Raw genomic sequence first — 25,780 nt, 5'->3', positions numbered from 1 at the left:
AAATTTTGAGGTGAAATTGTGATTTCTAAACCAGATAAGAATAAATTGCGCTTAAAGCGTCATAAACGTATTCGTAGCAAGATTTCTGGTACTGCTGAGCGCCCACGCTTAAGTGTTTTCCGTTCAAACAAAAACATCTACGCTCAATTAATTGATGACGTAGCGGGTGTCACGCTAGCAAGTGCCTCAACTTTAGATGCTTCCATTGCCAAGGATTCAACTAAAGTAGAACAGGCTCAAGCTGTTGGTAAAGCAATTGCTGAAGCAGCTAAAAGTAAAAATATTTCAAATATTGTATTTGATAGAAGTGGTTACTTATACCACGGCCGTATTTCTGCTTTGGCAGATGCCGCTCGTGAAAATGGATTAGATTTCTAAGGAAGGAGAATAATACATGGCAAACCGCAACGATTCTCGTAATAATCGCAGAAATAAAGACGACATCGAAGATCAGTTAGTAGCAATTAATCGTGTTACCAAGGTTGTCAAAGGTGGACAACGAATGAGATTTGCCGCCTTGGTAATCGTTGGCGACAAAAAAGGTCGTGTCGGCTTTGGTACTGGTAAGGCTCAAGAAGTCCCAGAAGCAATCCGTAAGGCCGTTGAAGCTGGTAAGAAGAATATGATTACTGTTCCAACAGTTGGAACAACTATTCCCCATGAAGTAATTGGCCACTATGGCTCAGGAAGCATTTTATTTAAACCTGCTCCGGCCGGATCTGGAGTTGCTGCTGGTGGTGCTGTTCGTATCGTTATGGATATGGCTGGTATTGCAGACGTTACTTCTAAGTCATTAGGTTCAAATACTCCAATTAATGTTGTGCGTGCAGCAATTGATGGATTAAAGAAACTTAGAACTAGTGAAGATGTTGAAAAGCTTCGTCACGCAGATTTAGATTAGGGAGACTTATAAATGACTGAATTAAAAGTTACTTTAATTAGAAGTGCTGCGCACCGTCTACCTGACCAAAGAAAAATCGTTAAAGCTCTTGGTTTGGGTAGAATCAATAGTACAGTAACTTTACCAGATAACGCTACTACACGTGGTGCGTTAATGAAAATTGCTCATTTGATCTCTGTTGAAGAGACAACTAAATAATTAAATAAGGAGGTGCCGAATTAATGAAGCTTCATGAATTACATGCTGCTGAAGGTTCACGTAATACTAGAAAACGTGTTGGACGTGGTACTTCAAGTGGTTACGGAAAAACTTCTGGCCGTGGACAAAAGGGACAATTATCCCGTCAAGGTGGTCATACACGTTTAGGTTTTGAAGGTGGGCAAATGCCACTTTTCAGAACCATGCCTAAACGTGGTTTTAAGAATGTTAACCGTAAAGAATACGCAATTATTAATTTAGACGACTTAAACAAATTTAAAGATAATAGTGAAGTAACTGTTGCTAGTCTTAAAGAAGTTGGCTTGGTAAAGAAAGAATTATCAGGTGTCAAGTTACTTGCTAAAGGTGAGTTAAAAGTCAAGTTAAATGTAAAGGTTAATAAAGTTTCCGCAGCTGCGAAAAAGGCAGTTGAAGCTGCCGGCGGATCTGTTGAGGTGATCTAATGTTTTCGACTTTGAAGAACGCCTTTAAGGATAAAGAAATAAGGAATAAAATTTATTTTACACTCTTTATTCTTTTGCTATATCGCATTGGAGCTAACATTACTGTTCCAGGTGTTAATGCAAAAGCGATCACTCAGGTTGCACAAACTGGCCTAGTTCCAATGCTAGATACTGTTTCAGGTGGTGGATTAGATACTTACTCTATTTTTTCTCTAGGAGTTTCCCCGTATATTACAGCACAAATTGTTATTCAATTATTACAAATGGATATTATTCCAACTTTAGTTGAATGGGGAAAACAAGGTGAAGTTGGACGGCGTAAGACTAATCAAGTCACTCGATGGCTTTCATTATTTGTGGCATTCGTTCAAAGTGTTGGAATTACTCTTGGCTTTAACGCTTTGACACAAATGGGGCTTGTCAAGTCACAAACGCCACAAACTTATGCTGAAATTGCAATAATCATGACAGCAGGAACAATGCTGTTAACTTGGCTTGGTGATGAAATTACTGATAAAGGTCTGGGAAATGGTGTTTCAGTTATAATTTTTGCTGGTATTATAGCTCGACTTCCACGTGGTCTTTGGCAGTTATATAAAGATGAAATTATCAATAATAGTGCAGCTGATCGTTGGCAAGGTGTTGTGTTCTTCATTGCGATTATCATTGCAGTACTTGTCGTAACACAAATAGTTACGTGGGTTGAACAAGCAGATCGTCGTATTCCAATACAATACACTAAACGTGCGACTGTAAGTGGCTCTGAAAGTTTCTTGCCATTAAAAGTTAATGTTTCAGGTGTTATCCCTGTAATTTTTGCTAGTTCATTCATCATCACTCCAGCAACAATTTTAATGGCCTTTCAAAGATCTCAAGGTGACCAGCAATGGTACAAAATAATGACTAATATTTTTAGTATGCAAACTACGACTGGCGTAATAATTTATACACTCTTAATAGTATTGTTTACATTCTTCTATGCTTTTGTTCAGGTTAATCCTGAAAAGCTATCAAAGAATTTACAAAAACAAGGAGCTTATATCCCAAGTGTTTGGCCAGGTAAAGATACACAGGATTATGTTTCTAAACTTTTAATAAAGTTGTCAACAGTTGGTTCTGTTTTCTTGGGCTTAGTTGCCTTACTACCCCAGCTTGCTACTAACTTTTGGGACTTACCAAGTTCAATAGGTCTAGGAGGTACTAGTCTTTTAATTGTAATTGGGGTTGTTTTGGAATTATCTCGCCAAATTAACGGATTGTTAATGAAGAGAGAGTACGTTGGATTCATTAGATAGGAACAAATAAATGATTAACTTATTTCTTTTAGGATTACCAGGTGCTGGCAAGGGTACAGTATCAGAACAAATTGTCGATAAATATCATCTAACTCATATTTCAACTGGGGATATGTTTAGAGAAGCAATGGCTAATGAGACCAAAGTTGGTCTTGAAGCTAAAAGTTATATTGATAAAGGTGATCTAGTACCTGATGAAGTTACTGCTAGGTTAGTAGAGGAACGTTTAAATCAGCCTGACATCAAAGAAGGCTATATTTTAGATGGTTTCCCAAGGACAATTGTTCAGGCAGAAGCTTTAGAAGGCATAACTAAGCGACTTAACAAGCCTTTGACTAAAGTTATTTCATTAGAAGTTAAAGAAGAAACCTTGGTTAGTCGGTTATCAGCACGCTTTATGTGTAAAAAATGTGGCGCAACTTATAATAAAATTACTAAGATGCCTAAAGTTGAAGGTAGTTGTGATCGTTGTGGTAGCCATGAATTTTATCAACGTGAAGATGATAAGCCTGAAGTAGTAAAGAATCGTTTACAAGTTAATGAAAAAATGAATACACCTTTGAAAGACTATTATCAAAAGAATGGTTTGCTGACTATTGTTAATGGTGAACAAACTCCAGAAAAAGTCTTTGAACAAGTTGACACGGTATTAAGTAAAAAGGAATAATTTGTATATTTATTTATCCGTGTTATAATTTCAAAGAATGACTGTTTAAATGCGGAGGAACAGCTTTGGCAAAAGATGATGTCATTGAAGTAAAGGGTAAAGTGGTTGATACTTTACCTAATGCTATGTTTAAAGTTGAATTGGAAAATGGGGCTGAAATTTTAGCACACGTTTCCGGTAAGATTAGAATGCATTATATTCGTATCTTACCAGGAGATCGTGTGACTGTAGAACTTTCTCCTTACGATTTAACAAAAGGTAGAATTACTTATCGGTTTATAAAATAATAACGGAGGGAAACATGAAGGTTAGACCATCTGTTAAACCAATGTGTGAACATTGTAAGATTATTAAAAGACATGGTCGTGTAATGGTTATTTGCCCTGCAAATCCAAAACACAAGCAGCGTCAAGGTTAAAAATAAAATAGGAGGTGCAATTTATGGCACGTATTGCTGGTGTTGACTTACCAAGAGATAAAAGAATAGTTGTTGCATTAACATATATTTATGGTATTGGTGAACCAACAGCTCAGAAAATTTGTGCGGATGCTGGTGTTTCTGAAGACATACGTTCAAAAGATTTGACTCCAGATGATCAAGAAAAGCTTCGCGCAGAAGTTGATAAATACCGTGTTGAAGGTGACTTACGTAGAGAAGTCAGTATGAATATCAAACGGTTAATTGATATCGGTTCTTACCGTGGTATGCGTCACCGCCGTGGACTCCCAGTTCGTGGTCAAAATACCAAGAATAACGCACGTACTCGTAAGGGTAGTAAGAAGAATAAATAAAATAAGGAGGTTTATTGATGCCTAAAACAGCACGTAAGCGTCGTGTGAAGAAGCACGTTGAAAAAGGCGTTGCTCACATTCATTCTACGTTTAATAATACTTTAGTCATGATTACCGATGTTCAAGGTAATGCAATTGCTTGGTCATCAGCCGGAGCTTTGGGCTTTAAAGGTAGTCGTAAGTCTACACCATTTGCAGCACAAATGGCTGGCGAAGCAGCTGCTAAGAGTGCCATGGATCAAGGTATGAAGCATGTAGAAGTTTCAGTTAAAGGTCCTGGTGCTGGTCGTGAATCTGCTATTAGATCACTGCAAGCTGCTGGGTTGGAGATTACTGCAATTCGTGATGTTACCCCAGTTCCTCACAATGGTTCTAGACCACCAAAACGTCGTCGTGTTTAATTTTTTTCTTAATAAAAGACGTTGCGTTTTGAAAGGGGTCTAGTAATGATTGAATTTGAAAAGCCAAATATTACCGTCGTGGACCAAGAGAAGTCTTATGGTAAATTTGTTATTGAACCACTTGAACGAGGCTTTGGTACTACTTTAGGTAACTCATTACGTAGAGTTTTACTAACATCTATTCCAGGTACAGGATTAGTATATGTTCAAATTGATGATGTCCTGCACGAATTTTCAACCGTTCCTGGTGTAAAAGAAGACGTTACCAAAATAATTCTGAACCTGAAGAAGCTTGAATTAAAGTCTTTTTCAGATGAACAAAAAATTATTGAAATTGACGTTGAAGGTCCAGCAGTTGTAACTGCTGATGACTTTAAGATTGACGCTGATATTCAAATATTAAATCCTGGCCAATATATCTGTACCATTGCAGACGGCGGACATTTACATATGCAAGTTGCCGTTAAGAATGGTCGTGGTTATGTTGCAGCAAGCGACAATAAGAGTGAAGACATGCCAATTGGTGTTATTCCGGTTGATTCTCTTTTTTCACCAATCGAAAAAGTTAATTACCAAGTTGAATCAACTCGTGTTGGTAAGAGAGACGATTTTGACAAGCTCACTTTAGAGATTTGGACTGATGGTTCAATCAAGCCTAATGACGCCCTAAGTTTTGCTGCCAAAATTTTGGCAGAGCACTTTAAAGTGTTTGAAAATGCTGATACAAGTACTAAATTTAACGATGTAATGGTTGAAAAAGAAGACGATACAGCAGAGAAAAAGCTTGAAATGACGATTGAAGAGCTTGATCTTTCTGTTCGTTCTTATAACTGTCTTAAGCGAGCAGGCATTAATACTCTGCAAGAATTAACCGACAAAACAGAAGCAGACATGATGCGTGTACGTAACTTAGGTCGAAAATCATTAGAAGAAGTTAAAAATAAATTAGTTGACCTAGGACTTTCACTTCGTCAAGAAGATTAACTGAAAAATAAAAGGAGGTAAACTGAATGGCATACCGTAAATTAGGTTGGGATAGTGCACATAGAAAAGCAATGCTTAGAGAGATGACCACCCAATTAATTATGAATGAACGCATTGTTACTACTGAAACTCGTGCTAAAGAAGTACGCAGAACTGCCGAAAAGATGATTACTTTAGGTAAGCGTGGTGACTTAGCAGCTAGAAGAAAAGCTGCTGCCTTTGTTCGTAATGAAGTTGCTGACATCCATGAAGAAAAAGATGCAGTTGTTGTTAAATCAGCTTTGCAAAAACTTTTCAGTGATATCGCACCTCGTTACAAAGATCGTAATGGTGGTTATACCAGAATTATGAAGTTAGCCACTGCTCGTAAGGGTGATGGTGCTCCAATGGTTATTTTGGAATTAGTTTAATTTGAGAGTAACCAAAACTTAATAGCTATTAAGAATTATCCATGAGAGTGAGAATAAGCGTTAGGATGATGACGAAAGTTTAGTCTAGCTTAGATAATGCATATTATCCCTCCTCATGGGTGATTTTTTTTGCCTTTTTTTGGTACAATTAACTCATACCTTAGGAGGCCAAAAGCATGACGATAGATAATATTATTAAAATTAGAAATGTGAGTTTTACTTATCCTGATGCGAAAGAGCCCGCAATTAATAATGTGACTTTTGATATTGAAAGAGGTTCATGGACTTCTATAATTGGACATAATGGAAGTGGTAAGTCGACTATTATTCGTTTAATAAATGGGTTACTTGATGCGGGCGAAAATGCTAATTCTAAAATTGAAGTTGATGGAATCAGGCTCACCCAAAAAACTGTTTGGGATATACGGGACCGTGTTGGGGTTGTTTTTCAAAATCCTGATAATCAATTCGTTGGCGCTACAGTAGCAGATGATGTGGCTTTTGGATTAGAAAATCGAGGAGTTTCTCGCCTAGAAATGATGAAAATTGTTCCTAAAGCAATTGCAGCTGTTGGAATGAGTGAATATGCAGATTCAGAACCAGGTTCTCTTTCCGGCGGGCAAAAGCAAAGAGTGGCGATTGCAGGTATTATTGCTATTAAGCCTAAAATTATTATTTTAGATGAGGCCACATCTATGTTAGATCCCGATGGAAGAAGTCAGGTGTTGCAAATTGTACAGCAAATGAAAGACAAATATGGACTAACTGTGATTGCAATTACACATGATATTGATGAAACAGCTTTAGCCGATCAAGTACTGGTAATGAATGATGGTCAGATAGTAACTCAGGGAAAACCTGAGTCTGTTTTTAAAAAAACTAAGTTATTAAATGAACTAGGACTGACTGTACCATTTGTTCAACAAGTAAAGAAAGATTTGCAGAGTAATGCGATAAATATACCGGATACTATAAATTCAGAAAAAGAGTTGATTAATTACTTATGTCAATTAAATTCCAAAAAGTGAGTTATGTTTATTCACAAGGTTCTCCACTTGAAAAAAAAGGACTAGATAATGTTAGTTTTGAGTTAAAAGATAATTCTTTTACAGCAATTATTGGTCATACTGGCAGTGGTAAGTCGACTTTAATGCAACATTTCAATGCACTATTAAAGCCCACTAGTGGACAAATCAAAATTGCGGGTAGTCTTATAACACCAGAAACTACTGATAAGCATTTAAAAAAATTACGGCGGCATGTCAGTTTAGTTTTTCAATTTCCAGAAACACAGTTATTTGAAAATACAGTTCTTGATGATATTGCTTTTGGACCCAAAAACTTTGGCTATGATTCAGAAAAAGCAAAAGCTAGTGCGCAAATGTGGTTAGACCGAGTTGGATTACCAAAAGATATTGCTAATAGGTCACCCTTTGAATTATCAGGTGGGCAAATGAGACGGGTAGCAATTGCAGGAGTATTGGCCTATGAACCAGAAATTCTTTGCTTGGATGAACCAGGGGTTGGTCTTGATCCACGTGCCAGAGCAAAAATGATGCAACTTTTCTTTGAATATCAAAAAGCTGGCCATACTATTATTTTAGTTACGCACAATATGGATGATGTTGCAGAGTATGCCGATGATGTCCTAGTGATGGAAAAGGGACGCTTGATTAAGCATGATGTACCGCAGAAAATATTTAACGATCGTAGCTGGTTAAAAAAGCATTACTTGGATGAACCCAGGGCATCATTGTTTGCTTCGCAACTAACGAATTACACATTTACTGATTTACCGCTAACAAAAAAAGAATTGATAGCCGGAATCAAGTATAATTTAAGGAAGTGAGCTTGTGAATAAAATTTTGATTGGCCGCTATATTGCTGGTGACTCGATAGTTTACAAAATGGATCCGCGCGGAAAGTTAGTTGCGACTATTCTTTTTATTTTTGTGATTTTTTTAGCTAATAATCCAGCTACTTATGCAATCCTGACAATTTTTAGTTTAGTAGCAGTTGCTGCTACAAAATTAAAAGGTAAAGTATTTTGGGATGGAGTAAAACCAATCATTTGGCTAATCCTCTTCACGTCATTGTTACAATTATTCTTTACCGTAGGTGGCAAAGTATATTGGCAATGGATGATGCTAGCAGTTTCAAGTTATGGTATTATCAATGCAATTTATATTTTTATCCGTTTTACGCTTATTGTCTTAATTTCAACAGTTATGACGGTGACAACTATGCCCTTAGAAATTGCTGATGCGATTGAATGGCTCTTAACACCGCTGAAATTGTTTAAGGTTCCAGTTGATAAAATTGCTTTGGTAATGTCAATTGCCTTAAGATTCGTGCCAACTTTATTTGACCAAACTTTTAAAATTATGAATGCCCAACGTGCACGGGGTGCAGATTTTAATAATGGCGGTTTGATAACTCGGGCTAAGGCAATTACGCCTCTTTTGGTTCCTCTTTTTATTAGTTCTCTTGAAACGGCAATTGATTTAGCAACTGCAATGGAATCGCGCGGCTATCGCGGTGATCAAGGGCGCACTAGATATCGAATATTGCAGTGGTCATTATATGATTTAATTAATTTGGTTTATTTTATAATTTTAGTTATTTTATTATTAATATTTAGGACACATTAATGAAAACAAGATATAAGATGACTTTAGCCTATGATGGGCATTTATTTCATGGCTTTCAATCCCAGCCACACCAGCGCACTATTCAAAAGACAATTGAAGCAGCGCTTATTAAAATGACTAAGGGAGAAATAGTTCCAATTGAAGGATCTGGTAGAACTGATGCTGGCGTCCATGCTTATGACCAAGTTATTCATTTTGATTATCCTGGCAATAAAATTGCAACCGAGCGAATGATTTATGCCCTCAATTCAATGATGCCATTAGACATTATTTTTAAAAAATGTGAAATTGTTGATCCAAGTTTTCACGTTCGCTATAGCGCTAAAGGTAAGTGGTATCGCTATCGAATGAGTTTAGATCGCTTTGTTGATCCATTTAAGCGCTTTTATACGGGTCACTATCCTTACCCCATTGACGTAGAAAAAATAAAAATTGCTGCTCAAGATTTAGTTGGGACACATGATTTTACGAGTTTTACTGCTAGTGGTGGTCAAATTAAGAATAAAGTTCGTACAATGTATTATACTGATGTTAATTTTGACCAGGAGGCCAATGAGTTAATATTTGATTTTATTTGTTCTGGATTTTTATATAATATGGTTCGGATTTTAGTAGCAACGTTATTAGAAATAGGTAATGGCAAACGACCAGTTAATGATATACCGCGGATAATAAAAGCTAAAGATCGTAATCAGGTTCGAGAAACGGCACAAGCAAATGGTCTCTATCTATACCACGTTTTCTATGAGGATGTTCCAATAAAATATCGGCAAGACAGTAAATAATATTGACTTTTTTTATAAAAGGACGTATTCTAATATGGTATGTTTGTCCACGATAGGCCCCGGAATCTTATTGTTTTCAAACAACGTATAAACGGAGGAAATTAAATTGCGTACTACACAATTAGCAAAACCTAATGAAATTGAACGTAAGTGGTATGTTATTGACGCAACAGATGTCTCTCTAGGACGTCTGTCTACAGCAGTAGCAACTATTTTGAGAGGCAAAAATAAGCCTCAATATACACCTAATGTTGACACTGGTGATAACGTTATTATTATTAACGCTGCCAAGATTAAGTTGACAGGTAAGAAAGCTACTGACAAAATTTACTACCACCACTCTGGTTATCTTGGTGGCATTAAGGCCACTCCAGCTGGTGAATTACTTGCTAATAACCCAGTTAGATTAGTTGAATTGTCAGTTAAGGGGATGCTTCCAAAGAATACTCTTGGTCATCAAGAATTTATGAAGATGCATGTTTATGCTGATGCTGAACACAAGCATGAAGCACAAAAACCTGAAGCATTAGACATTAACAAGTTAATCTAGGAGGTTACATAAATGGCACAACAAGTTGCATATGCAGGTACTGGTCGCCGTAAAAATTCAGTTGCGCGTGTACGCTTAGTACCAGGCACTGGTAAGATCACTGTTAATAATAAAGATATTGATCAATATATTCCATTCCCTAACTTAGTTAAGGATTTGAAGCAACCATTGACTTTGACTGAAACTGAAAATCAATATGATGTTAAAGTTAACGTTAATGGTGGGGGTTTTTCAGGTCAAGCTGGTGCAATTCGTTTGGGAATTGCACGTGCTTTACTTGAAGTTGATCCAGATTTCCGTAGCCCATTAAAGAAGGCTGGCTTCTTAACTCGTGATCCGAGAATGGTTGAAAGAAAGAAACCAGGCTTGAAGAAAGCCCGTAAAGCTTCACAATTTAGTAAGCGTTAATTCTTTATTGAATTTATACTGGTTAATTACTAGTAATTTTAAAAGCATCAATCAGAGATTGATGCTTTTTTATACGAGGAAATATAAATTGATCAATGTTCAGATAGAGCTCACAAGATTTAGAATAAAAAAGGGTAAAGAAAAAAAAGCACAAGAGTGGATGGATTTTCTTAATCAGCATCATAAAGATACCGTTGCAACTATGGCTGGGGAAAAAATGTACATTGAAACTGTATTTAAAGAAGATAATCAAGATGGCTATACATATTTCTACTGGTATTCAATTCAAGGTATTGGGGGGAATGCAGTGGAAGAGTCTGGGAGCTATATTGATAAAAAACATTTAGAATACTGGGATGAATGTATTGATGAAAAATATCATCCAGTTGACATGATATTAGAACAAAGCCTATTAGCTCCTAGACTTGAGCAAATAATAAAAAAAGCAGAAAACTAAAAAGTAAAAAAAAAAACGAAAGTTTACTTTCGTCTTTTTTTTATTCATATCTTAAAGCGGTAATCGGATCGAGCTTAGCTGCTCGTCTAGCTGGCAGTGTTCCCGCTAAAAATGTAATTAAGCAAATAATTCCAATAATTAGTAAACTATTAGGCCAATTAAATTGAATTAGGGTAAAGCCATCGATTCCCTTTAAGAAAGTCTTCCTGGCAACTGAATTTAAGGCCTGACCTATCCCCATAGCTCCAAGTAACCCTAGAAGTGATCCAAATAAACCAATTAAAATTGCTTCACAACTAAAAATAGAAAAAACTTTGCCTTGGCTTAATCCTAAAGCCTTCATTAGACCAATTTCCCGTGTTCGATCACGAACTGACATGTAAAGAGTATTAACAACCCCAAAGCTGGCGGCTACAAGAGCGATTGCTCCAAAAATAATCAATACACCTGTTGCAATATTAAAGGTTTGAAAGAGTTGCTTAACCGCATCCTTTAAAGTTTGGGCAGTGTAACCTTTTTTAGCTAATTTCTTTTCGATTGTTACGATTTTGTCAGGATTTTTACTGGTTGGTGTTGCTACAATTTCAACATAGCGATCTTTAAGTGCCGTAGGCATGCCATCTTGATTGGCCTTAATTATTTTTTGACTTAAGCCATGACTGTAGACGTTTTGTCCGCTACTGACCATACTATCGTTACGAACACCTACAATTGTTGCTGAGATCTTCTCCTTCTTTTTGGTAACGGGTGAATTAGTCACAAGTGTGATTGATTTTCCTAAAGCTTGCTGAGCATTGTGATAACCAAAGGCTTTCATCATTTGTTTAGTTAAAAGAATTTCTGATGAATTACCTGAAATTGCAACTTGTCGCCCGGCTTTTAAGTCATAAGCAATTCCCAAGGTTGGCTGAGCATCGATAACATATTTGACTTTATTAAGTCCTTGGACATAAGTAACGTTGCTATCCTTTAATGCTTTAATATCTTTTATACCTTTAACTGTTTTGATTTTCTTGAGGTCATTTTTAGTCAACATTCCGTCCGCATTATTGCTGCTTTTATTAGCATTGTATCTTTCTGGTGCACCATTACTATTGCTACTGGAAAAACTAGGAGCGATAATCATTTGCTCAGTATTACCAACGTTTCCAATTTGTTTGGTTAAGTAATTATTGACACCAGAATTAATCCCCATTGTAATGCTCAGGGTTAAAGCCCCGATTAGCACAGCGATAATTGTTAAAAATGTTCGCCCTTTGTTGTGCCATAAATTACTGGCAGCCGAGTTTAAAATATCGCGATACTTCATTATGCTCCTCCTTCAACTACTAGACCATCTTTAATTTGAATTTGTCTTTGACATTTTTGAGCCAGATCAGGATCGTGAGTAACGATGATTAAGGTAATTCCTTTTTCACGATGTAACTTAAACAAAATATTTTCTACCATTTCTCCGGTAGTTGAGTCTAAGTTACCAGTTGGCTCATCAGCAAAAATAATTTGTGGCTCATTAACTAGTGCGCGAGCAATACAGACACGCTGCTTTTGACCACCAGAAAGGTTATTTGCTTTATTTTGAGCTTTACTTTCAAGATCAACTGCTTTGATTGCAGTTAAAGCCAATTCACGGCGCCTTTTTCCCGTTACACCAGCAATTTTTAATGGCAACATTACATTTTCAAGAACGGTATCTTGAGCATTTAAGAAAAATTGTTGAAAAACAAAACCAAAAGTTTGATTACGTAATTTATTTAAAGCTCGCCCTTTAATTTTGTTGGTTGGTTGGTTATCTAATAAAATACTCCCGGAAGTTGGTTGATCAAGAAGCGCCATAATATGCATTAAAGTTGATTTTCCAGATCCACTTTTACCAATAATGGCAACTGATTCACCTTTATCTATTGCTAAACTAACTCCGCGTAATGCATCAAACTTGGTTGTGCCTTTACCATAAGTTCTGACCACATTACGAGTTTCTAATAAGCTCATTTTTTCTCTCCTTTAGTGTGATATATAAATAATACACCAAAATTAGTTAAATTCAAGCTTTTTATTAAATATATATAAAAAATATATGCCAAATGATAGAATATTTTGCTTTATTCATATTATTTGCCAGTTTGCAAAGAGAAAAATACTTGCTAACATGCGCTGAACCATTTCAGGGACGGAAGCAATGCTACTATAAAATAACAAAGGTAGGTAAAGTGGAATTACAAGTTATTAAAAATGAATAGAATTAGTTTAAAATTAAGGTGGTTCAGATATATAGAAAAAAAGGCTAATTATTAAAAAGGTAGCAATTTTAAAAAGCGTTATTCAATGTTTTGGATAACGCTTTTAAGTTAAGAAAAATATGGTTCTAAAATTTTTAAAGAAGACTGATCAAGGTTAATTTGCGCAAGAGCGCCGTAAGGAAGCGCGGTGTGGGGATAGGCATGACCAATATTAACGTTTGCCAAAATGGGTGTTTGATATTTTGCAGTGGTTGCTAAAAGCTTGGTCTGATATTCGTTAACATAGCAATTGTTCTGCGGCTTTCCCATTAAGATTCCTCGAACAGATTTTAAAAGACCTGCTTGATCTAGTTGATCAAGCATTTGGGCATATAAATCTGGAGAGGGACATTCTTCACTAGTTTCAATGAATAAAATGATGTTTTGAGCTTCTTGGGGAGATAAAATTAATCGGTAATGCCGAATAATTTCGGCTTGATCAGGATAACGATATTGGGTCAAGTCATCATAGAGACTGTCTAAGCAGCCACCCCAAAGTCGCCCTTGAATAATTCCATTTCCTCGAAGCACTTGATAACCAGTATCGCGATGGCTAATTCGAGGATGATTGATTGCTTTAGGCGAAAAATCGGTTCGTTCTTCATACCAAGTTTGACTTGCAGGAATATTAGTTGTAGGTGGGTTAATAAAGAAATGATTCCAAGTGTTTAGGGTGTATTCTAGCATACTAACATCTAATTCTGCGAGATCATTTAAAAAATTAGGTCCATAAAAGCTCTGCATCCCTAATCGATAAAACATTAGGTGATTATTTGTCGTGTCCGAAAATCCTGTAAATAGTTTGGGGCTTGTTTGTACTGCTTTAATAAAATCTGAATCTTCCATTAAATATGGTAACAAGCGATAAGTATCATCACCGCCAATGGCCGCGATAATTGCTTTAATTTCAGGATTCATAAAAGCTTCTTTTAAATCATTAGCCCGTTCATTGGGATGCTTTTTTAGGTAAGTAGTTCCTTTTAAAGAATTAGGCATATAAATAAATTTAAGACCTAGTTCTTTTAAGCGCTTTTCCCCTAATTTTCGTTCATGAAGAACCTGCTTTTCGCCTAAGACACCACTAGACAAACTAATTAGTGCTACTTGATCACCTTTTTGTAATTGATGTGGTTTTACTAACAAAATTTAACCTCCTTTTTATTATAAAATAATTAAACATCAGTATATCATAGGTTAAGTAAATACAATAGATGTTGAAAAATCAAAAACAATTTAATAATTTCTGTTTTCTTGACCTAAAATAGTAATAATAATAAAGTAAATATAAAAGAATTAGGTGTCCATGAATGGAATAAGATAAGGAGGAAACTAATAATGAGTCATAGATCTTTTTCTGACTTAGCCCAAGATGACTATTTTACTTCAGGAAATTGGCATTTAAAGATAAGGCAAACAATAATTGCCGTAATTGGCTGGCTGGGTGTTATTTCACCGTTTATTGGCGTTTATATAATTTTACATTTTCCGCAAATTGCTCAAAAAGCGCATATTAAATATTATTCGGATATTATTTTACCTATGAAATTTTTAATTGAATTTTTTATAATTATCTTCATTATCATTATAATAACCTATTTATTTTTGACTGTTCATAATAACCGTCATTTTGCTTTTGTTTGGACCAAGCATAGAGTAGTTGATCAAAAGCGCCGTATGAGACATGAAAAATTAATTGAGCAAGGTTGGACCGAAAAATTTGGTAATTTAAAACAGCGCCAGCAATATAATTTCTATAGTGTTAAACCAGAACAAAATCTTGAAAATGATTTTGCGCAACGTTTGTTTAAGAAATGAGGTTAATTGATGGATATAACTTGGTCAACAATTAAACCGTTACTAAATGGATTATTCTTAATCTTAATTTCTTATCCTATTCTAGGTGGATTGGGTTGGTTTGTCGGAGGATTATGTTATAGATATGTATTTCGCAATAAGAAGAAATTTTTTACTACTATTGCTGAAAATAAGGCGCCCTTTATTACGATTATGATTCCAGCCCATAATGAACAAGCAAGTTTAAAAGAAACTGTTACTTATTTACTTAATGAATTAAATTATAATAATTATGAAGTTTTAGTAATTGATGATTGTTCCACAGATCGAACACCACAAATTTTACAATCCCTTCAAAAACATTATTCCAATTTGCGTGTTATTCGAGTTGAAAAAAATAAGGGTAAAGCCCATGCTTTTAACGTCGGGGTAGCTTTTGCTAAGGGAGAACTTGTACTTAGCAACGATGCTGACACCATCCCAGAACCGGATGCGTTAAACCGATATGTTAATTACTTTAATAGTCCAGAAGGACAAAATATTGCAGCCGTAACTTCTAATGTTGAGGTTAGGAATCGGACTAAACTGATTACTAAATCAATCACTGTTGAATTTTCTAGTATTGTTGGAATCATTAAGCGGGCTGAAATGGGTGTTTTTGGTAGTATCTTTGCGTACAGTGGCGCAAATACGATGTATCGTAAAAGCGCCTTAATGGATGTAGGCTTATTTCGTCAAGATCGTGCTACTGAAGATATTAGTATTGCGTGGGACCATCAATTAAATAATTGGCTGTCAGTTTTTGCCCCTAATATTATTTCTTATACATTAGTGCCGGAAACACTAAAAGATTTATACCATCAGCGTAAACGTTGGGCTAAGGGTGGTACGGAAGTTTGGTTGACTAACTTATTAAAAGTTTTACGCCATCCCATTAAAAATTTAGGCGAATCGTTATTATTATTTGACCAAACATTTAGTATTCTGTGGTCGTTCTTTTTTGCTATCTCGTCAATAATTTTTATTTTTTTAGTAATCAATTATTGTGCTACGCAAAATTGGCCACAGCTGTTATATTTAATATTTTCAACTTTATTACTTATTTGCTTTGAAATGATTGCCGGAACTTTACAGCTGACTACGGCTTTATTGATTGATACTCGTGGGAATAAATTAAGTTATATTTTATTCGCCCCTATTTATTTATTATGCTTATGGGTAATTAATACTATTACAATAATTACTACTTTTATTCCCGCAGTAAAAACGATCTTGGGCTATGGATCCGGTACTTGGGTCAGTCCGACAAGATAGTCTTTAGGTAATTTTGTTTTAATTAATTTAAAAGCGTTTTTCTAATTAGAAGAACGCTTTTTATGTTTCTTAAAAAAGCAAAATAAAGTAAAAATATTTAAATTATATTTTTTCCAACTTAAATGGAAATTGTTACTAATTACAAAATAATCAATTTAAGTTAGGCTTAATTTCAGTAAAGCCTTTTAGGAATTGGAAGTGATAATAAAAATGAATTTTTCACAGGAAAACGTTTTTCTAAATGTAAGTGAATCAAGCATTAATTCTTTGTTAAAGTACATTTCAGAAGTCGCTGTTATAACAGGTTACACCACGGATGCTAAAGCTTTAAATAAGAGCTTTATTGATAGGGAAAAGGAATTTTCTACTGGTTTAGAAGATGGTTTTGCTATTCCACATGCTAAAACTGCTGCTGTTAAAAAGGCTGGCTTTTTATACTTTAGATTGGCAAATCCTTTAAAGTGGCAAACATATGATGATCAACCAGTAACGGATGTTTTTGCTTTGATGGTTCCACCTCAAAATGTAGGCAATGAGCATTTAAAAATGTTGGCTAATTTATCGACAGCCTTATTGGAACACGATTTTAAAAAAGAATTACGGCGAATGACTAATAGAAATGAAATAGCAAATTTTATTAATGAAAGAATAGGAGAGTAACAATTATGAATGTAGTCGGAGTATCAGCTTGTCCAGCAGGTTTAGCACATACACCAATGGCAGCTAAAGCCTTAGAGAAGGCAGGTAAAGAATTAGGTTGGAATGTTAAGATTGAACAACAGGGGATGATGGGGCCAGTTAATGCAATTACTCAAGAAGAAGCAAAAATAGCAGATTTTGTACTCATTGCTTCTGACCAAAAAATTACCAGTATGGAAAGATTTGAAGGCAAGCCTGTAATTAGGGTAGATATTAATACTTGTATTAAAGCACCAAAAGCTGTTTTGAAGAAGTGTGCTGCCGCGATTAAAAAGGAGGACTAAAAAATGAAACGGTTGCTAAAAGAATGGGAAGGAGCCGTGATGAGTGGGATTTCGTATATGATTCCTACTGTAATTGGTGGTGCCTTAGTAGTCGGAGTGCCACAGTTGATTGGCATGTGCTTTGGCTATGGTGACTTATCAAAATTCGCAAAATCTAGTGGATTTTTTCATATGTTGTATCAAATCAATCAGGTTGGTTGGATTGGAATTGGGTTAGTTAATTTAGTTATTGGCGGTTACATCGCTTATGCACTAGGAGATAAACCTGCATTAGGTGCAGGATTTATTGGTGGTCAGCTTGCTACTAACAATCAATTAGGATTTATCGGAGCAATTGTTGCGGGACTGATTGCTGGGTATGTTGCACGGTGGTGCCGAAAGATTAACGTTCCAGATAAATGGAATTCAGCAATTGAACTAATTATTATGCCGCTTTTAACAGTGGGCTCAGTTGCCTTATTTGTAGGTGTGGTGCTTACACCACCATTAGCTTGGATTAATAAGGGTTTAACTTCATGGGTAAAATTCATGGTTGAACAAAAGACGAATGCAATTTTACTCGCAGCTATTATGGGAGGCATGATTGGTGTTGATCTTGGTGGCCCCGTTAATAAAGCAGCCTGGGGAGTTGGAAATTTCTTCTTTATCGAGGGAATTTATCAACCATGTCTATATACTAATATTGCTATTTGTGCAATTCCCATGGGTTACGCCATTATGAGTTTTATTTGGCCTAGAAATCGTTTTTCTTCTGAACTTTTAGAAATGGGTCATAATAATTTGATTATGGGTACATTTGGAATTACAGAAGGTGCAATTCCGTTTATGATGAAGGCTCCACAACTGATTATTGTGAATATCATTGGTGGTGCTTTAGGCTCAGCTACTGGAGCTTTTTTAGGAGTAAAATCACATATTCCCCCTTTAGGAGGACTGCCTGGTATTTTAACGGCTGATAATATTATTGCATATCTGGCTGGAATTTTAGTTTGTGCTATATTTATTGCAATTGTAGCACCATTAATTGCAGACTTTACTGATCAAAACTCAACTGGTAAAGAATCGATGAGCGATGATGATATAGAATTAAACATTCAATAATAATTACGGTAAAAACTATAGTTGAAAATTAAATCATCGTTATTTTCAAACTATAGTTTTTAACTTTAGGAGAAATAATGGTTAAAAAAGTTTTTATTGTTCCGCATACGCATTGGGATAGAGAATGGTTTTTTACTTCTTCTACTGCAAAAATTTATCTTTTAAAAGATTTAAAAGATGTAATCGATTGTTTAGCAAATGATATAAAATATCACTCTTTTTTATTAGATGGACAAGCTTCACTTATAGAAGATTATTTAAAATGGCGACCACAAGATATGGATCGGGTAAAAAAGTTAGTAAAGAATAAAAGGTTGATTTTAGGTCCATGGTACACGCAAACCGACCAATTCATGGTTTCAGCAGAAAGTATTGTTAATAATTTACGCATTGGAATGCAAGAATGCGATAAATTGGGTGGCTACATGAATATTGCTTATGTTCCTGATTCCTTTGGTCAGGAATCAAGTATGCCACAGATATACCGAGAATTTGACATTCATGATGCTGTTTTATATCGAGGATTCTCATTAAGTAGCGCTTCTAAATCTGAATTTATTTGGCAGGGCGAAGATGGCTCAGAAGTTACAGTTTACCGGATGGCTTGTGGCTATTTTATTGGTGGTGTAATTGATGAAACTAAATTAGCAGAATTAATGACAGAAGAACCATTTAAAACGGTTACTCTGACAGCAACCACTAATAATTTGCTTTTTCCTAACGGCTCTGATATGGCTCCAATTAGATTTGATTTGCCAAAGTTTACTAGTAAATTAAATCATGCTAATGCTGGCAAATTTACTTTTAAAGTTGCTTCGCTTGAAGAATATATCAAGGCAGTTCGTCAACAAAATCCACTATTGAAACGGATAAGTGGTGAGCAAGATTGTGGAAAAGACATGCGTGTGCATAAATCAATTTATTCCTCTAGGGCGGATATTAAACAGCTCAATACAAAGTTACAATTTTATTTGAGTAATATTATGGAACCTATACTTACATTAGGTAATCACTTTGGTTTTGAATATCCAGAGCAAGCAGTTAATGATATTTGGAAAAAAATGTTTAAAAATGCTGCTCATGATTCAATGGGAAATTGTGTTTCTGATCGTGTAAACGAAGATATTGAAATGCGGTATAAAGAAGTTCAAGATCTTGCAACCGGTCTAGTTGAACTTACCATGCGAGAAATTTCTACTAGGATAGAAAATGCTAATCATCCAATAACTCTTACAGTATTTAATTCAATGCCAGTTATTCGTAATGAGGTCTTACATTATACCCTATATTCACCAAGCCGAGCCTTTTCAATTCGAGATATGCAGGGTAGCAATATTCAATTCGAAATTACAAATATTAAAGATGTAACAAAAAAAATAACTGATGCAACTATTCAATTAGATCCAGGTAAGCAAATTTATCACCCACAGAAAGTTTATCAAATTGATTTAGATATCGAATGTACACAAATTCCATCATTTGGATATAAGCAACTATACTTGTCAGTTTTACCTGATCAAGAGCGTCACCTTAAGCGAATTGTTGAAGGTAAGATGATTGAAAATGAATTTTACCGTATTGAAGTTAACGACGATGGTAGTTTAAATATTTTGGATAAAAGTAATCAATATCTTTATCAAAATCAAGCTATTCTAGAAGAAAATGGAGACGATGGGGACTCCTATAATTATTCACCACCACGAAAAGATATGCATATCTTTTCAACTCAGCAATCTTATAAAGTTTATCAATATTTAGGAAAGTTAAAAAATCAGTTAATCATTAATTTTAATTTTAAAATACCAAGTAACTTAACTAAACGTGCGCAAAAAGTTGTTGATACTACCATGCCAGTTAGTTTGGAGGTTACTTTAACTAAAAATAGCAAAATTATTGCTTTTAAAATTAATGTTGATAATAGAAAGTCTAAAAGTCATCGATTGTGTATTAATTTTGATAGTGAAATAGTGACTAAGACAAGTATTGCAGATATGCAATTTGGAACGGTTAAAAGACAAGTAGTTAAAGAAAAAGAACTGACTTTATGGCGGCAAGAAACTGATAAATGGCAGGAAATGCCTATTTCAATCAATACGATGCAAAGTTTTGTTGCCATATCTAATAATACAAGATGTATGGCTGTAATACCTCAAGGTGTAAGAGAGTATGAATGTATTGGGAAAAACCATTCTATTATGAGGTTAACAATTTTTCGTACTTATGGGATGTTGGGCAAAAAAAATTTGTTATATCGACCTGGTAGAGCTTCTGGTGATGAGACGGTGGTTACACCACAGGCTCAATTGCAAAAAAAGTTATCTTTTGAATTTGCTTTAAAAACATTGGCTACAACTTATGATCAAAGTAGCTTGGCAAATGAAGTAAAGCAGTGGGATACTCCTTTACAAATTTATGAGTACGCAGAGTTCTTAAATGGCCGATTAACTTTTCCATTTAACCCAGTGAAAAGAAAATACCAAGAGGAATTGAGCTTATTTAAACTTGAAAGTAATTTGGTAACAAGCACAATTAAAACAGTTCCTGGTACTAAGTCCTATGAAATCCGATTATATAATCCACTATTCCATGAAGTAGGCGGGAAAATTGTATTCACCCAGACTCCTAAGCTTGTTAAATTGGTTAATTTAAAAGGAGTCGGTCAATCAGAATTATTAATTGAAAATAATCAAGTAGTTTTACCCAAATTAAAACATGCAAAATTTATAACAGTTTATTGTCAATTTTAGGAGGGATTATGGTTAAAGCATATTTTGTCAATCATACTCATTGGGATCGAGAATGGTATTTTACATCACAAGATGCACAAGTACTGAGTGATCAATTATTTACAGAAGTTTTAGATGAATTAGAGAATCATCCAGAAGCAAATTTTACTTTAGATGGTCAGATGTCTATCATTGATGAATATGTTGAAATTCATCCTGAGGGCAAGAAAAGAATTCATCGTTTAGTAGAGCGTAAACAGCTCTTTATTGGCCCGTGGTACACACAAACGGATGCGATGGTTCCAAGCGCTGAATCGCTACTTAGAAATTTAATTATTGGCATTATTGATGCTAAAGAAAACTATGGTAATCCAATGATGTTAGGCTATTTGCCTGATACATTTGGTTTTAATGCCAATTTGCCAATGATCCTACATCAAGTTGATATTCATGATTTTTTATCTTGGCGTGGTACAAACTTTCAAAGGCAAACTAATTCAGTTTATTTCAAGTGGAAAGCACTGGGCGGGAAGGCAGTTTTTGCAGCAAATTTTCCTTTGGGTTACTATACCGGTCAAATTGATTTAGTCTCAAAACAAAATTTGCAAAAATTTGTTAAAGAGCGTTTAGATAAAGGAATAGAATTTGAAGTCGCAAATGGTCATCATGATGAAGTTTTAATACCATCTGGTATCGATCAAATGAATATTATTCATAATATTTCAGCAACATTGAAGGAGGTGAACAAATATTCGCGTTATGAAGTTATCAACAGTACTTATCCCAAGTTTATGGCTAAATTACATAGTAAAAAACTACCTACATATCAGGGAGAATTGCGCTACCCTACCTACTCGCGCGTTCACCGTACAATTACTTCAGTTAGGTCAAGAAATAAAAGACAAAATTTCAACTTAGAGCAAGTAATTACTCGAAGATTGGAACCATTAATGGTTATTGCACGTTACGCGAATATTTCAATTTCTAACGGAATTGTTATTAAACTCTGGAAATTATTATTTGAATTACAGCCCCACGATACTCTTGGTGGTAGTGTGACTGATAATGTAGCCATTGATATAGACCACCGTTTTAAGCAGGCTTTTGAAATCGCGGCAGGAGTTGAAAATTATATCAAAAAAAGATTGGCTCAACGGTTATCTTTAACTGATCATGATGTTATTGTATTTAATACCGATCCTTATAATTTTGATGGACGTAAGACAATTGAAATTATTAGTTCAAGTAAAAAAATTAAATTTCCTAATCAAAATCAGGCGGTTATTTTAGCCAGTGAGAAGATACTATCGCGTCCTAATATTATGCAATTAACTCCTAATGGTTATGAATTTAAAGATGAACCTGGATATTACAAAATAAAGGTAAGCTTAAAAATTAAGATGCAAGGATTAGGCTATCAAGTAGTTCATTTTGAAGATTGCGAAACACCGTGTGAAGAATTAAGGCAAGATGTGGGGACGAAAATCACTAATCAAGATATTGATTTATCTTTTTTAGATGGTAAATTCACAATGAAAACGGCTAATAAAATTTTTCCTGATGTGATTCGTATTTATGATCAAGGAAATGATGGTGATACTTATGACTTTTCACCACTAAAAGGTGATCAAGAAATTCATCTTCCATGGAATGGTAATGTTAAAAAATATAGTGCTTCAGGCATTGAACGTATGACTTTAACAGGAACTTGGGAGCTGCCAAGAACTTTAAAAGATCGTTTAAAGCAAAAACAAACTGCTGAAATAAAATACAAATTAATCCTAGAATTAAGAAAAGATTCACCTGTGTTAGGTGCTAAATTGGAGATTGATAATCAAGCTCTATCTCATCGTTTGCGGCTAAAGATAAAAACAGGAATTACCACTAATTTTGCACATGCTCAGATTCAAGGTGGCTTTAGCAAGACCATTAATGAAAGAATTGCAGATAATTGGAATGATGAGTTTGTTGAAAAACCGGTAAATATTTATGTATTCGATCGCTGTGTTGGCCTGTGCGATAAAATTAATGGCTTATACTTCTTTGGTACGGGTCAAAAAGAGTATGAGAAAGTTGTAGATTCCCTTTTAATTACGTTAATGGCAACTACAGGGCAATTGGGTAAATCTGATTTACTATGGCGTCCTGGCCGAGCTTCTGGTGATACTACTTCAGTGGGGCATGTAATGATGCCCACCCCATTAGCGCAAGAATTAGGACAAAATGAATTCGTTTTTGGGTTATGCGCTTATAATGGTTCAAAATTAAATGAAAAACAGATAGCTCAGGACTTAACTAAGTGGTATACCCCATCTGTTAGTTATCAAATGCAAACACATAATCTATTTGTGAATCGTTTAGATAATAAATTATGGGATATAGAATATCCTACTGGGCTTCATGAACTTAAAAAAGAGCAATCTTGGTTGACAATTGAACCAGGAGTTGAGGTTTCAGCATTATATCTTGCCTATACGGTAGAAAATAGTTTGATTTTGCGATTATCTAATCTTACTAATGAGACACAGGATGTGTCATATCTTGAAAAATTGGGTTATAAAGTTATTAATGGCCTTGAAGAAATTGGAAAACAAAGTTTTCAAATTGCTCCCTATGACATGATTACTTTAATCAAACAGATATAGGAATATGTAAGTAAAAGTGGATTACAAAAAGGGGAACGGTATGAAACTATCCTATAAACGATTGGGCAATATTTTGACAGATTTATTAAATAACTCTGCCAATTGTTATGTTTCCTCCGCTTTTCTAGCTAAAAAATATAATGTTAGTACGAGAACGATTAGGTCCGATATTCAGGAATTAAATAAGGAATTGGATTATTACAAAGTAAAAATAAAAAATAAAAGAGGAAGTGGCTTTTATCTTGCTTATTTAGATCAAAATTTACGTAAACAATTAATGAAGATTGCGCAAAGTAATTTACCAGCTTCAAGTTCTAGTGAACGGATTATTGAAATTGAGCAATACTTGTTAGTTAATAATCAAATTAAACTGTCTGAACTAACTGATCGCTTTTTTATTAGTGACAATACTTTTTTTACTTATTTAGTAACAATAAAAAAAGATTTTAATGAAGTTGGACTAAAAATTATTAAATCAAAAGATTATTATTACTTAAAAGGAACAGAAACTGTTAAAAGAAAATTCATTATTACCAAATTAATTAATAAAAGTTCAAATGCTTATATTGTGGGGTTTACTGAACAGGAAAAAATTATTTTTGCTAATATTAGACTTGATAGATTAAAACAGATAGTCCATAGTTTTTTACATCAATATAATTATTCTTTATCAGATATTAATACAAAAAATATAATCTTGCATATTGCCCTAGCAATCTCACGGGTAAAGCTAGGTTATTCACTAGAGAAATCTCATAAGCTAAAAATCAAAGATAATGTTTCAGCTGCTATTAGCAAATTATTCATTAATTTGGAAAAAGAATTTTGTATTAAGCTAAATGAATGTGAACGTAATGATTTAATTTATCATTTTGCCATGAATTATCCTGAATGTGTTACTGATAAAATTAGGGCTAAAACTAATAAAGATATTAATAAGGCGGTCAGGATTTTTTTAAAAAATATAAAAAAAGAGTTTGCATTAGACTTAGTAAATGATCCAGAATTATGTATTAACTTAACTCAACATTTAAATAATTTAGTCAAAATAAAAAAAGTTAATGGCAATAGAAAAAATCCACTATTGAGTGTGATTTTATCTACATTTCCTTATGCCTATGAAATTACAGCTTATTCGGCACCATATTTGGAACATATGCTTAATTTAAAACTTGATGATGATGAATTGTCCTTCATCACATTACATGTGGGTGCTGCAATTGAACGGCAGGGGATGAAATCAACCAAAAAAAATACAGCTTTAATTTGTGGCAATGGTATATCAACTGCTGCTTTAGTTAGAGCAAAATTGCAGTCACAGTTTACAGCTTTTTTAAATATTACTGGAACTTATACCTACGAGGAATATTTAGCAGGAAAAGCTACTGATAATGATTTTTTAATTACAATGGTTCCGATTACTGATGCACCTATTCCAGTCATTCAAATTGATTTGGTGAATTTAAATAATGATATTATTCAGCTTTCGGAATATTTGAAGTCACTTAATAATCCATACCAAAAAATTGATAAATTGTTTGATACGGAAAATATTTACTTAGTCAAGCAAAATATGACTAAAAAGCAATTATTAAATATGTTAATAAAAAATTTGGAGAGCAAAGCAATTGTAAATAAGGACTTTATGCAAAAAGTGAATGAAAGAGAACAAATGTATTCAACGGCTATTGGTGGGAAAATTGCTATTCCGCATTCTTTAGGCTATGCAACTAAAAAATCTAAAGTTTCATTTGCACGTTTAAGTAAAGCAATTAAGTGGGATGAAAAGAATGAAGTAAAGTATGTCTTTCTCCTGGCGATTTCCCGTGATGATTATTTAAGTATCCAAAAATTATTTGATTTTATTGTGGACTTGCAAACCAATCCCACCTTTAGGAAAATAATAGATAAGAGTTCTAATGCACAGGAAGTGAAGAACGCTATTAGTATGTTAATTAAAAAAAGTTATTAGGGAGAT

The 25,780-nt window shown here is 34.5% G+C and carries 30 protein-coding genes; 27 read left to right on the top strand and 3 right to left on the bottom strand.

Annotated elements, in window-relative coordinates; translation table 11 throughout:
* The first annotated feature begins 18 nt into the window (after positions 1 to 18).
* The 19 genes from rplR (at position 19) to BM203_RS01700 (ending at position 10,963) form a co-directional block, all read left to right on the top strand.
* On the top strand, positions 19 to 378 hold the full coding sequence (rplR, locus tag BM203_RS01790; protein ID WP_090092299.1) for a 50S ribosomal protein L18: 360 nt from the start codon (positions 19 to 21) through the stop codon (positions 376 to 378).
* 16 nt (positions 379 to 394) lie between these two features.
* Positions 395 to 901, top strand: a complete 507-nt coding sequence (gene rpsE, locus BM203_RS01785; RefSeq protein ID WP_090092297.1) for a 30S ribosomal protein S5 — start codon at positions 395 to 397, stop codon at positions 899 to 901.
* 12 nt (positions 902 to 913) lie between these two features.
* The gene (gene rpmD, locus BM203_RS01780) at positions 914 to 1,099 is read left to right on the top strand and encodes a 50S ribosomal protein L30 (protein WP_090092296.1); all 186 of its coding nucleotides are present in this window, start codon (positions 914 to 916) and stop codon (positions 1,097 to 1,099) included.
* Positions 1,100 to 1,122: 23 nt separating this feature from the next.
* Positions 1,123 to 1,563, top strand: a complete 441-nt coding sequence (gene rplO / locus BM203_RS01775; RefSeq protein ID WP_090092294.1) for a 50S ribosomal protein L15 — start codon at positions 1,123 to 1,125, stop codon at positions 1,561 to 1,563.
* Positions 1,563 to 2,858 carry a preprotein translocase subunit SecY gene (gene secY, locus BM203_RS01770; protein WP_090092293.1) on the top strand — a complete coding sequence of 432 codons (1,296 nt, stop codon included), beginning with the start codon at positions 1,563 to 1,565 and terminating at the stop codon, positions 2,856 to 2,858. Before rplO ends, secY begins: the two co-directional genes overlap by 1 nt.
* A 10-nt stretch (positions 2,859 to 2,868) precedes the next feature.
* A complete protein-coding gene (locus tag BM203_RS01765) occupies positions 2,869 to 3,525 on the top strand; it encodes an adenylate kinase (protein ID WP_090092291.1) in 657 nt (218 codons plus the stop codon).
* A 65-nt stretch (positions 3,526 to 3,590) separates the two neighbouring features.
* Positions 3,591 to 3,812, top strand: coding sequence for a translation initiation factor IF-1 (gene infA / locus BM203_RS01760; protein WP_090092290.1), 222 nt, complete (start codon positions 3,591 to 3,593; stop codon positions 3,810 to 3,812).
* Positions 3,813 to 3,826: 14 nt separating this feature from the next.
* Positions 3,827 to 3,943, top strand: a complete 117-nt coding sequence (gene rpmJ, locus BM203_RS01755) for a 50S ribosomal protein L36 (protein ID WP_046307548.1) — start codon at positions 3,827 to 3,829, stop codon at positions 3,941 to 3,943.
* Between the two features lie 23 nt (positions 3,944 to 3,966).
* Positions 3,967 to 4,317 (top strand): 30S ribosomal protein S13, encoded by a 351-nt coding sequence (gene rpsM / locus BM203_RS01750; RefSeq protein WP_090092288.1) that lies wholly within the window; start codon positions 3,967 to 3,969, stop codon positions 4,315 to 4,317.
* Between the two features lie 17 nt (positions 4,318 to 4,334).
* Positions 4,335 to 4,718 (top strand): 30S ribosomal protein S11, encoded by a 384-nt coding sequence (rpsK, locus tag BM203_RS01745; RefSeq protein WP_090092287.1) that lies wholly within the window; start codon positions 4,335 to 4,337, stop codon positions 4,716 to 4,718.
* Positions 4,719 to 4,763: 45 nt separating this feature from the next.
* Positions 4,764 to 5,702 carry a DNA-directed RNA polymerase subunit alpha gene (locus BM203_RS01740; protein WP_090092285.1) on the top strand — a complete coding sequence of 313 codons (939 nt, stop codon included), beginning with the start codon at positions 4,764 to 4,766 and terminating at the stop codon, positions 5,700 to 5,702.
* A gap of 26 nt (positions 5,703 to 5,728) precedes the next feature.
* Positions 5,729 to 6,112, top strand: coding sequence for a 50S ribosomal protein L17 (gene rplQ / locus BM203_RS01735; protein ID WP_090092283.1), 384 nt, complete (start codon positions 5,729 to 5,731; stop codon positions 6,110 to 6,112).
* 176 nt (positions 6,113 to 6,288) lie between these two features.
* Positions 6,289 to 7,140 (top strand): energy-coupling factor transporter ATPase, encoded by an 852-nt coding sequence (locus tag BM203_RS01730; RefSeq protein WP_090092282.1) that lies wholly within the window; start codon positions 6,289 to 6,291, stop codon positions 7,138 to 7,140.
* Complete coding sequence (locus tag BM203_RS01725) at positions 7,116 to 7,961, top strand: energy-coupling factor transporter ATPase (protein ID WP_090092281.1); 846 nt, start codon at positions 7,116 to 7,118, stop codon at positions 7,959 to 7,961. Before BM203_RS01730 ends, BM203_RS01725 begins: the two co-directional genes overlap by 25 nt.
* A gap of 4 nt (positions 7,962 to 7,965) precedes the next feature.
* Positions 7,966 to 8,763, top strand: coding sequence for an energy-coupling factor transporter transmembrane component T family protein (locus tag BM203_RS01720; protein WP_090092280.1), 798 nt, complete (start codon positions 7,966 to 7,968; stop codon positions 8,761 to 8,763).
* On the top strand, positions 8,763 to 9,548 hold the full coding sequence (gene truA, locus BM203_RS01715; RefSeq protein ID WP_090092278.1) for a tRNA pseudouridine(38-40) synthase TruA: 786 nt from the start codon (positions 8,763 to 8,765) through the stop codon (positions 9,546 to 9,548). Before BM203_RS01720 ends, truA begins: the two co-directional genes overlap by 1 nt.
* A gap of 106 nt (positions 9,549 to 9,654) precedes the next feature.
* Entirely contained in the window at positions 9,655 to 10,098 is a 444-nt protein-coding gene (rplM, locus tag BM203_RS01710; RefSeq protein WP_090092276.1) for a 50S ribosomal protein L13, read from the top strand.
* A gap of 12 nt (positions 10,099 to 10,110) precedes the next feature.
* On the top strand, positions 10,111 to 10,506 hold the full coding sequence (rpsI, locus tag BM203_RS01705; protein WP_090092275.1) for a 30S ribosomal protein S9: 396 nt from the start codon (positions 10,111 to 10,113) through the stop codon (positions 10,504 to 10,506).
* A gap of 88 nt (positions 10,507 to 10,594) precedes the next feature.
* Positions 10,595 to 10,963: a DUF6176 family protein gene (locus tag BM203_RS01700; protein WP_228150092.1), complete on the top strand. Its 369-nt coding sequence runs from the start codon at positions 10,595 to 10,597 to the stop codon at positions 10,961 to 10,963.
* Positions 10,964 to 11,003: 40 nt separating this feature from the next.
* On the opposite strand, the gene BM203_RS01695 is transcribed toward BM203_RS01700, so the two are convergent.
* The 3 genes from BM203_RS01695 to BM203_RS01685 form a co-directional block, all read right to left on the bottom strand.
* Positions 11,004 to 12,272: an ABC transporter permease gene (locus BM203_RS01695; RefSeq protein WP_090092272.1), complete on the bottom strand. Its 1,269-nt coding sequence runs from the start codon at positions 12,270 to 12,272 to the stop codon at positions 11,004 to 11,006.
* Positions 12,272 to 12,952: an ABC transporter ATP-binding protein gene (locus tag BM203_RS01690; RefSeq protein ID WP_090092270.1), complete on the bottom strand. Its 681-nt coding sequence runs from the start codon at positions 12,950 to 12,952 to the stop codon at positions 12,272 to 12,274. The genes BM203_RS01695 and BM203_RS01690 overlap by 1 nt, the downstream gene beginning before the upstream one ends.
* Positions 12,953 to 13,308: 356 nt before the next feature.
* The gene (locus BM203_RS01685; RefSeq protein WP_090092269.1) at positions 13,309 to 14,382 is read right to left on the bottom strand and encodes a S66 family peptidase; all 1,074 of its coding nucleotides are present in this window, start codon (positions 14,380 to 14,382) and stop codon (positions 13,309 to 13,311) included.
* A 192-nt stretch (positions 14,383 to 14,574) separates the two neighbouring features.
* On the opposite strand from BM203_RS01685, the gene BM203_RS01680 reads away from it, so the two are divergent.
* The 8 genes from BM203_RS01680 to BM203_RS01645 all read left to right on the top strand — a co-directional run bounded on the left by BM203_RS01680 (position 14,575) and on the right by BM203_RS01645 (position 25,774).
* On the top strand, positions 14,575 to 15,054 hold the full coding sequence (locus tag BM203_RS01680) for a hypothetical protein (RefSeq protein ID WP_090092267.1): 480 nt from the start codon (positions 14,575 to 14,577) through the stop codon (positions 15,052 to 15,054).
* 9 nt (positions 15,055 to 15,063) lie between these two features.
* A complete protein-coding gene (locus BM203_RS01675; protein WP_090092266.1) occupies positions 15,064 to 16,347 on the top strand; it encodes a glycosyltransferase family 2 protein in 1,284 nt (427 codons plus the stop codon).
* A 210-nt stretch (positions 16,348 to 16,557) separates the two neighbouring features.
* Positions 16,558 to 17,007: a PTS sugar transporter subunit IIA gene (locus BM203_RS01670; protein ID WP_090092264.1), complete on the top strand. Its 450-nt coding sequence runs from the start codon at positions 16,558 to 16,560 to the stop codon at positions 17,005 to 17,007.
* A 5-nt stretch (positions 17,008 to 17,012) separates the two neighbouring features.
* Entirely contained in the window at positions 17,013 to 17,330 is a 318-nt protein-coding gene (locus BM203_RS01665; RefSeq protein WP_090092262.1) for a PTS fructose transporter subunit IIB, read from the top strand.
* 3 nt (positions 17,331 to 17,333) lie between these two features.
* Positions 17,334 to 18,431 (top strand): PTS fructose transporter subunit IIC, encoded by a 1,098-nt coding sequence (locus BM203_RS01660; RefSeq protein WP_090092261.1) that lies wholly within the window; start codon positions 17,334 to 17,336, stop codon positions 18,429 to 18,431.
* A 77-nt stretch (positions 18,432 to 18,508) separates the two neighbouring features.
* Positions 18,509 to 21,178 carry a glycoside hydrolase family 38 N-terminal domain-containing protein gene (locus BM203_RS01655; protein WP_090092259.1) on the top strand — a complete coding sequence of 890 codons (2,670 nt, stop codon included), beginning with the start codon at positions 18,509 to 18,511 and terminating at the stop codon, positions 21,176 to 21,178.
* A gap of 8 nt (positions 21,179 to 21,186) precedes the next feature.
* Complete coding sequence (locus BM203_RS01650; RefSeq protein ID WP_090092258.1) at positions 21,187 to 23,802, top strand: alpha-mannosidase; 2,616 nt, start codon at positions 21,187 to 21,189, stop codon at positions 23,800 to 23,802.
* A gap of 40 nt (positions 23,803 to 23,842) precedes the next feature.
* Positions 23,843 to 25,774, top strand: a complete 1,932-nt coding sequence (locus tag BM203_RS01645; RefSeq protein ID WP_090092256.1) for a BglG family transcription antiterminator — start codon at positions 23,843 to 23,845, stop codon at positions 25,772 to 25,774.
* The last annotated feature ends 6 nt before the right edge of the window (positions 25,775 to 25,780 follow it).

Origin of the sequence: Lactobacillus bombicola (assembly GCF_900112665.1) — a bacterium.
Lineage (GTDB): Bacteria > Bacillota > Bacilli > Lactobacillales > Lactobacillaceae > Lactobacillus > Lactobacillus bombicola.
Note: the sequence above shows the minus strand (reverse complement) of the source record. Positions and strands in the feature narration are given on the sequence as shown.

What these genes read in the sequence shown, in the direction of transcription:
- rpsI (WP_090092275.1), top strand. Translation starts at nt 10,111, where the DNA reads ATGGCACAACAAGTTGCATATGCAGGTACTGGTCGCCGTAAAAATTCA.
- secY (WP_090092293.1), top strand. Translation starts at nt 1,563, where the DNA reads ATGTTTTCGACTTTGAAGAACGCCTTTAAGGATAAAGAAATAAGGAAT.
- BM203_RS01690 (WP_090092270.1), bottom strand. Translation starts at nt 12,952, where the DNA reads ATGAGCTTATTAGAAACTCGTAATGTGGTCAGAACTTATGGTAAAGGC.
- rplQ (WP_090092283.1), top strand. Translation starts at nt 5,729, where the DNA reads ATGGCATACCGTAAATTAGGTTGGGATAGTGCACATAGAAAAGCAATG.
- rplO (WP_090092294.1), top strand. Translation starts at nt 1,123, where the DNA reads ATGAAGCTTCATGAATTACATGCTGCTGAAGGTTCACGTAATACTAGA.
- BM203_RS01675 (WP_090092266.1), top strand. Translation starts at nt 15,064, where the DNA reads ATGGATATAACTTGGTCAACAATTAAACCGTTACTAAATGGATTATTC.
- BM203_RS01740 (WP_090092285.1), top strand. Translation starts at nt 4,764, where the DNA reads ATGATTGAATTTGAAAAGCCAAATATTACCGTCGTGGACCAAGAGAAG.
- truA (WP_090092278.1), top strand. Translation starts at nt 8,763, where the DNA reads ATGAAAACAAGATATAAGATGACTTTAGCCTATGATGGGCATTTATTT.
- BM203_RS01730 (WP_090092282.1), top strand. Translation starts at nt 6,289, where the DNA reads ATGACGATAGATAATATTATTAAAATTAGAAATGTGAGTTTTACTTAT.
- rpmJ (WP_046307548.1), top strand. Translation starts at nt 3,827, where the DNA reads ATGAAGGTTAGACCATCTGTTAAACCAATGTGTGAACATTGTAAGATT.
- BM203_RS01650 (WP_090092258.1), top strand. Translation starts at nt 21,187, where the DNA reads ATGGTTAAAGCATATTTTGTCAATCATACTCATTGGGATCGAGAATGG.
- rpsE (WP_090092297.1), top strand. Translation starts at nt 395, where the DNA reads ATGGCAAACCGCAACGATTCTCGTAATAATCGCAGAAATAAAGACGAC.
- rpsM (WP_090092288.1), top strand. Translation starts at nt 3,967, where the DNA reads ATGGCACGTATTGCTGGTGTTGACTTACCAAGAGATAAAAGAATAGTT.
- BM203_RS01680 (WP_090092267.1), top strand. Translation starts at nt 14,575, where the DNA reads ATGAGTCATAGATCTTTTTCTGACTTAGCCCAAGATGACTATTTTACT.
- BM203_RS01695 (WP_090092272.1), bottom strand. Translation starts at nt 12,272, where the DNA reads ATGAAGTATCGCGATATTTTAAACTCGGCTGCCAGTAATTTATGGCAC.
- BM203_RS01725 (WP_090092281.1), top strand. Translation starts at nt 7,116, where the DNA reads ATGTCAATTAAATTCCAAAAAGTGAGTTATGTTTATTCACAAGGTTCT.
- BM203_RS01655 (WP_090092259.1), top strand. Translation starts at nt 18,509, where the DNA reads ATGGTTAAAAAAGTTTTTATTGTTCCGCATACGCATTGGGATAGAGAA.
- BM203_RS01765 (WP_090092291.1), top strand. Translation starts at nt 2,869, where the DNA reads ATGATTAACTTATTTCTTTTAGGATTACCAGGTGCTGGCAAGGGTACA.
- BM203_RS01660 (WP_090092261.1), top strand. Translation starts at nt 17,334, where the DNA reads ATGAAACGGTTGCTAAAAGAATGGGAAGGAGCCGTGATGAGTGGGATT.
- BM203_RS01665 (WP_090092262.1), top strand. Translation starts at nt 17,013, where the DNA reads ATGAATGTAGTCGGAGTATCAGCTTGTCCAGCAGGTTTAGCACATACA.
- rpsK (WP_090092287.1), top strand. Translation starts at nt 4,335, where the DNA reads ATGCCTAAAACAGCACGTAAGCGTCGTGTGAAGAAGCACGTTGAAAAA.
- BM203_RS01645 (WP_090092256.1), top strand. Translation starts at nt 23,843, where the DNA reads ATGAAACTATCCTATAAACGATTGGGCAATATTTTGACAGATTTATTA.
- rpmD (WP_090092296.1), top strand. Translation starts at nt 914, where the DNA reads ATGACTGAATTAAAAGTTACTTTAATTAGAAGTGCTGCGCACCGTCTA.
- BM203_RS01670 (WP_090092264.1), top strand. Translation starts at nt 16,558, where the DNA reads ATGAATTTTTCACAGGAAAACGTTTTTCTAAATGTAAGTGAATCAAGC.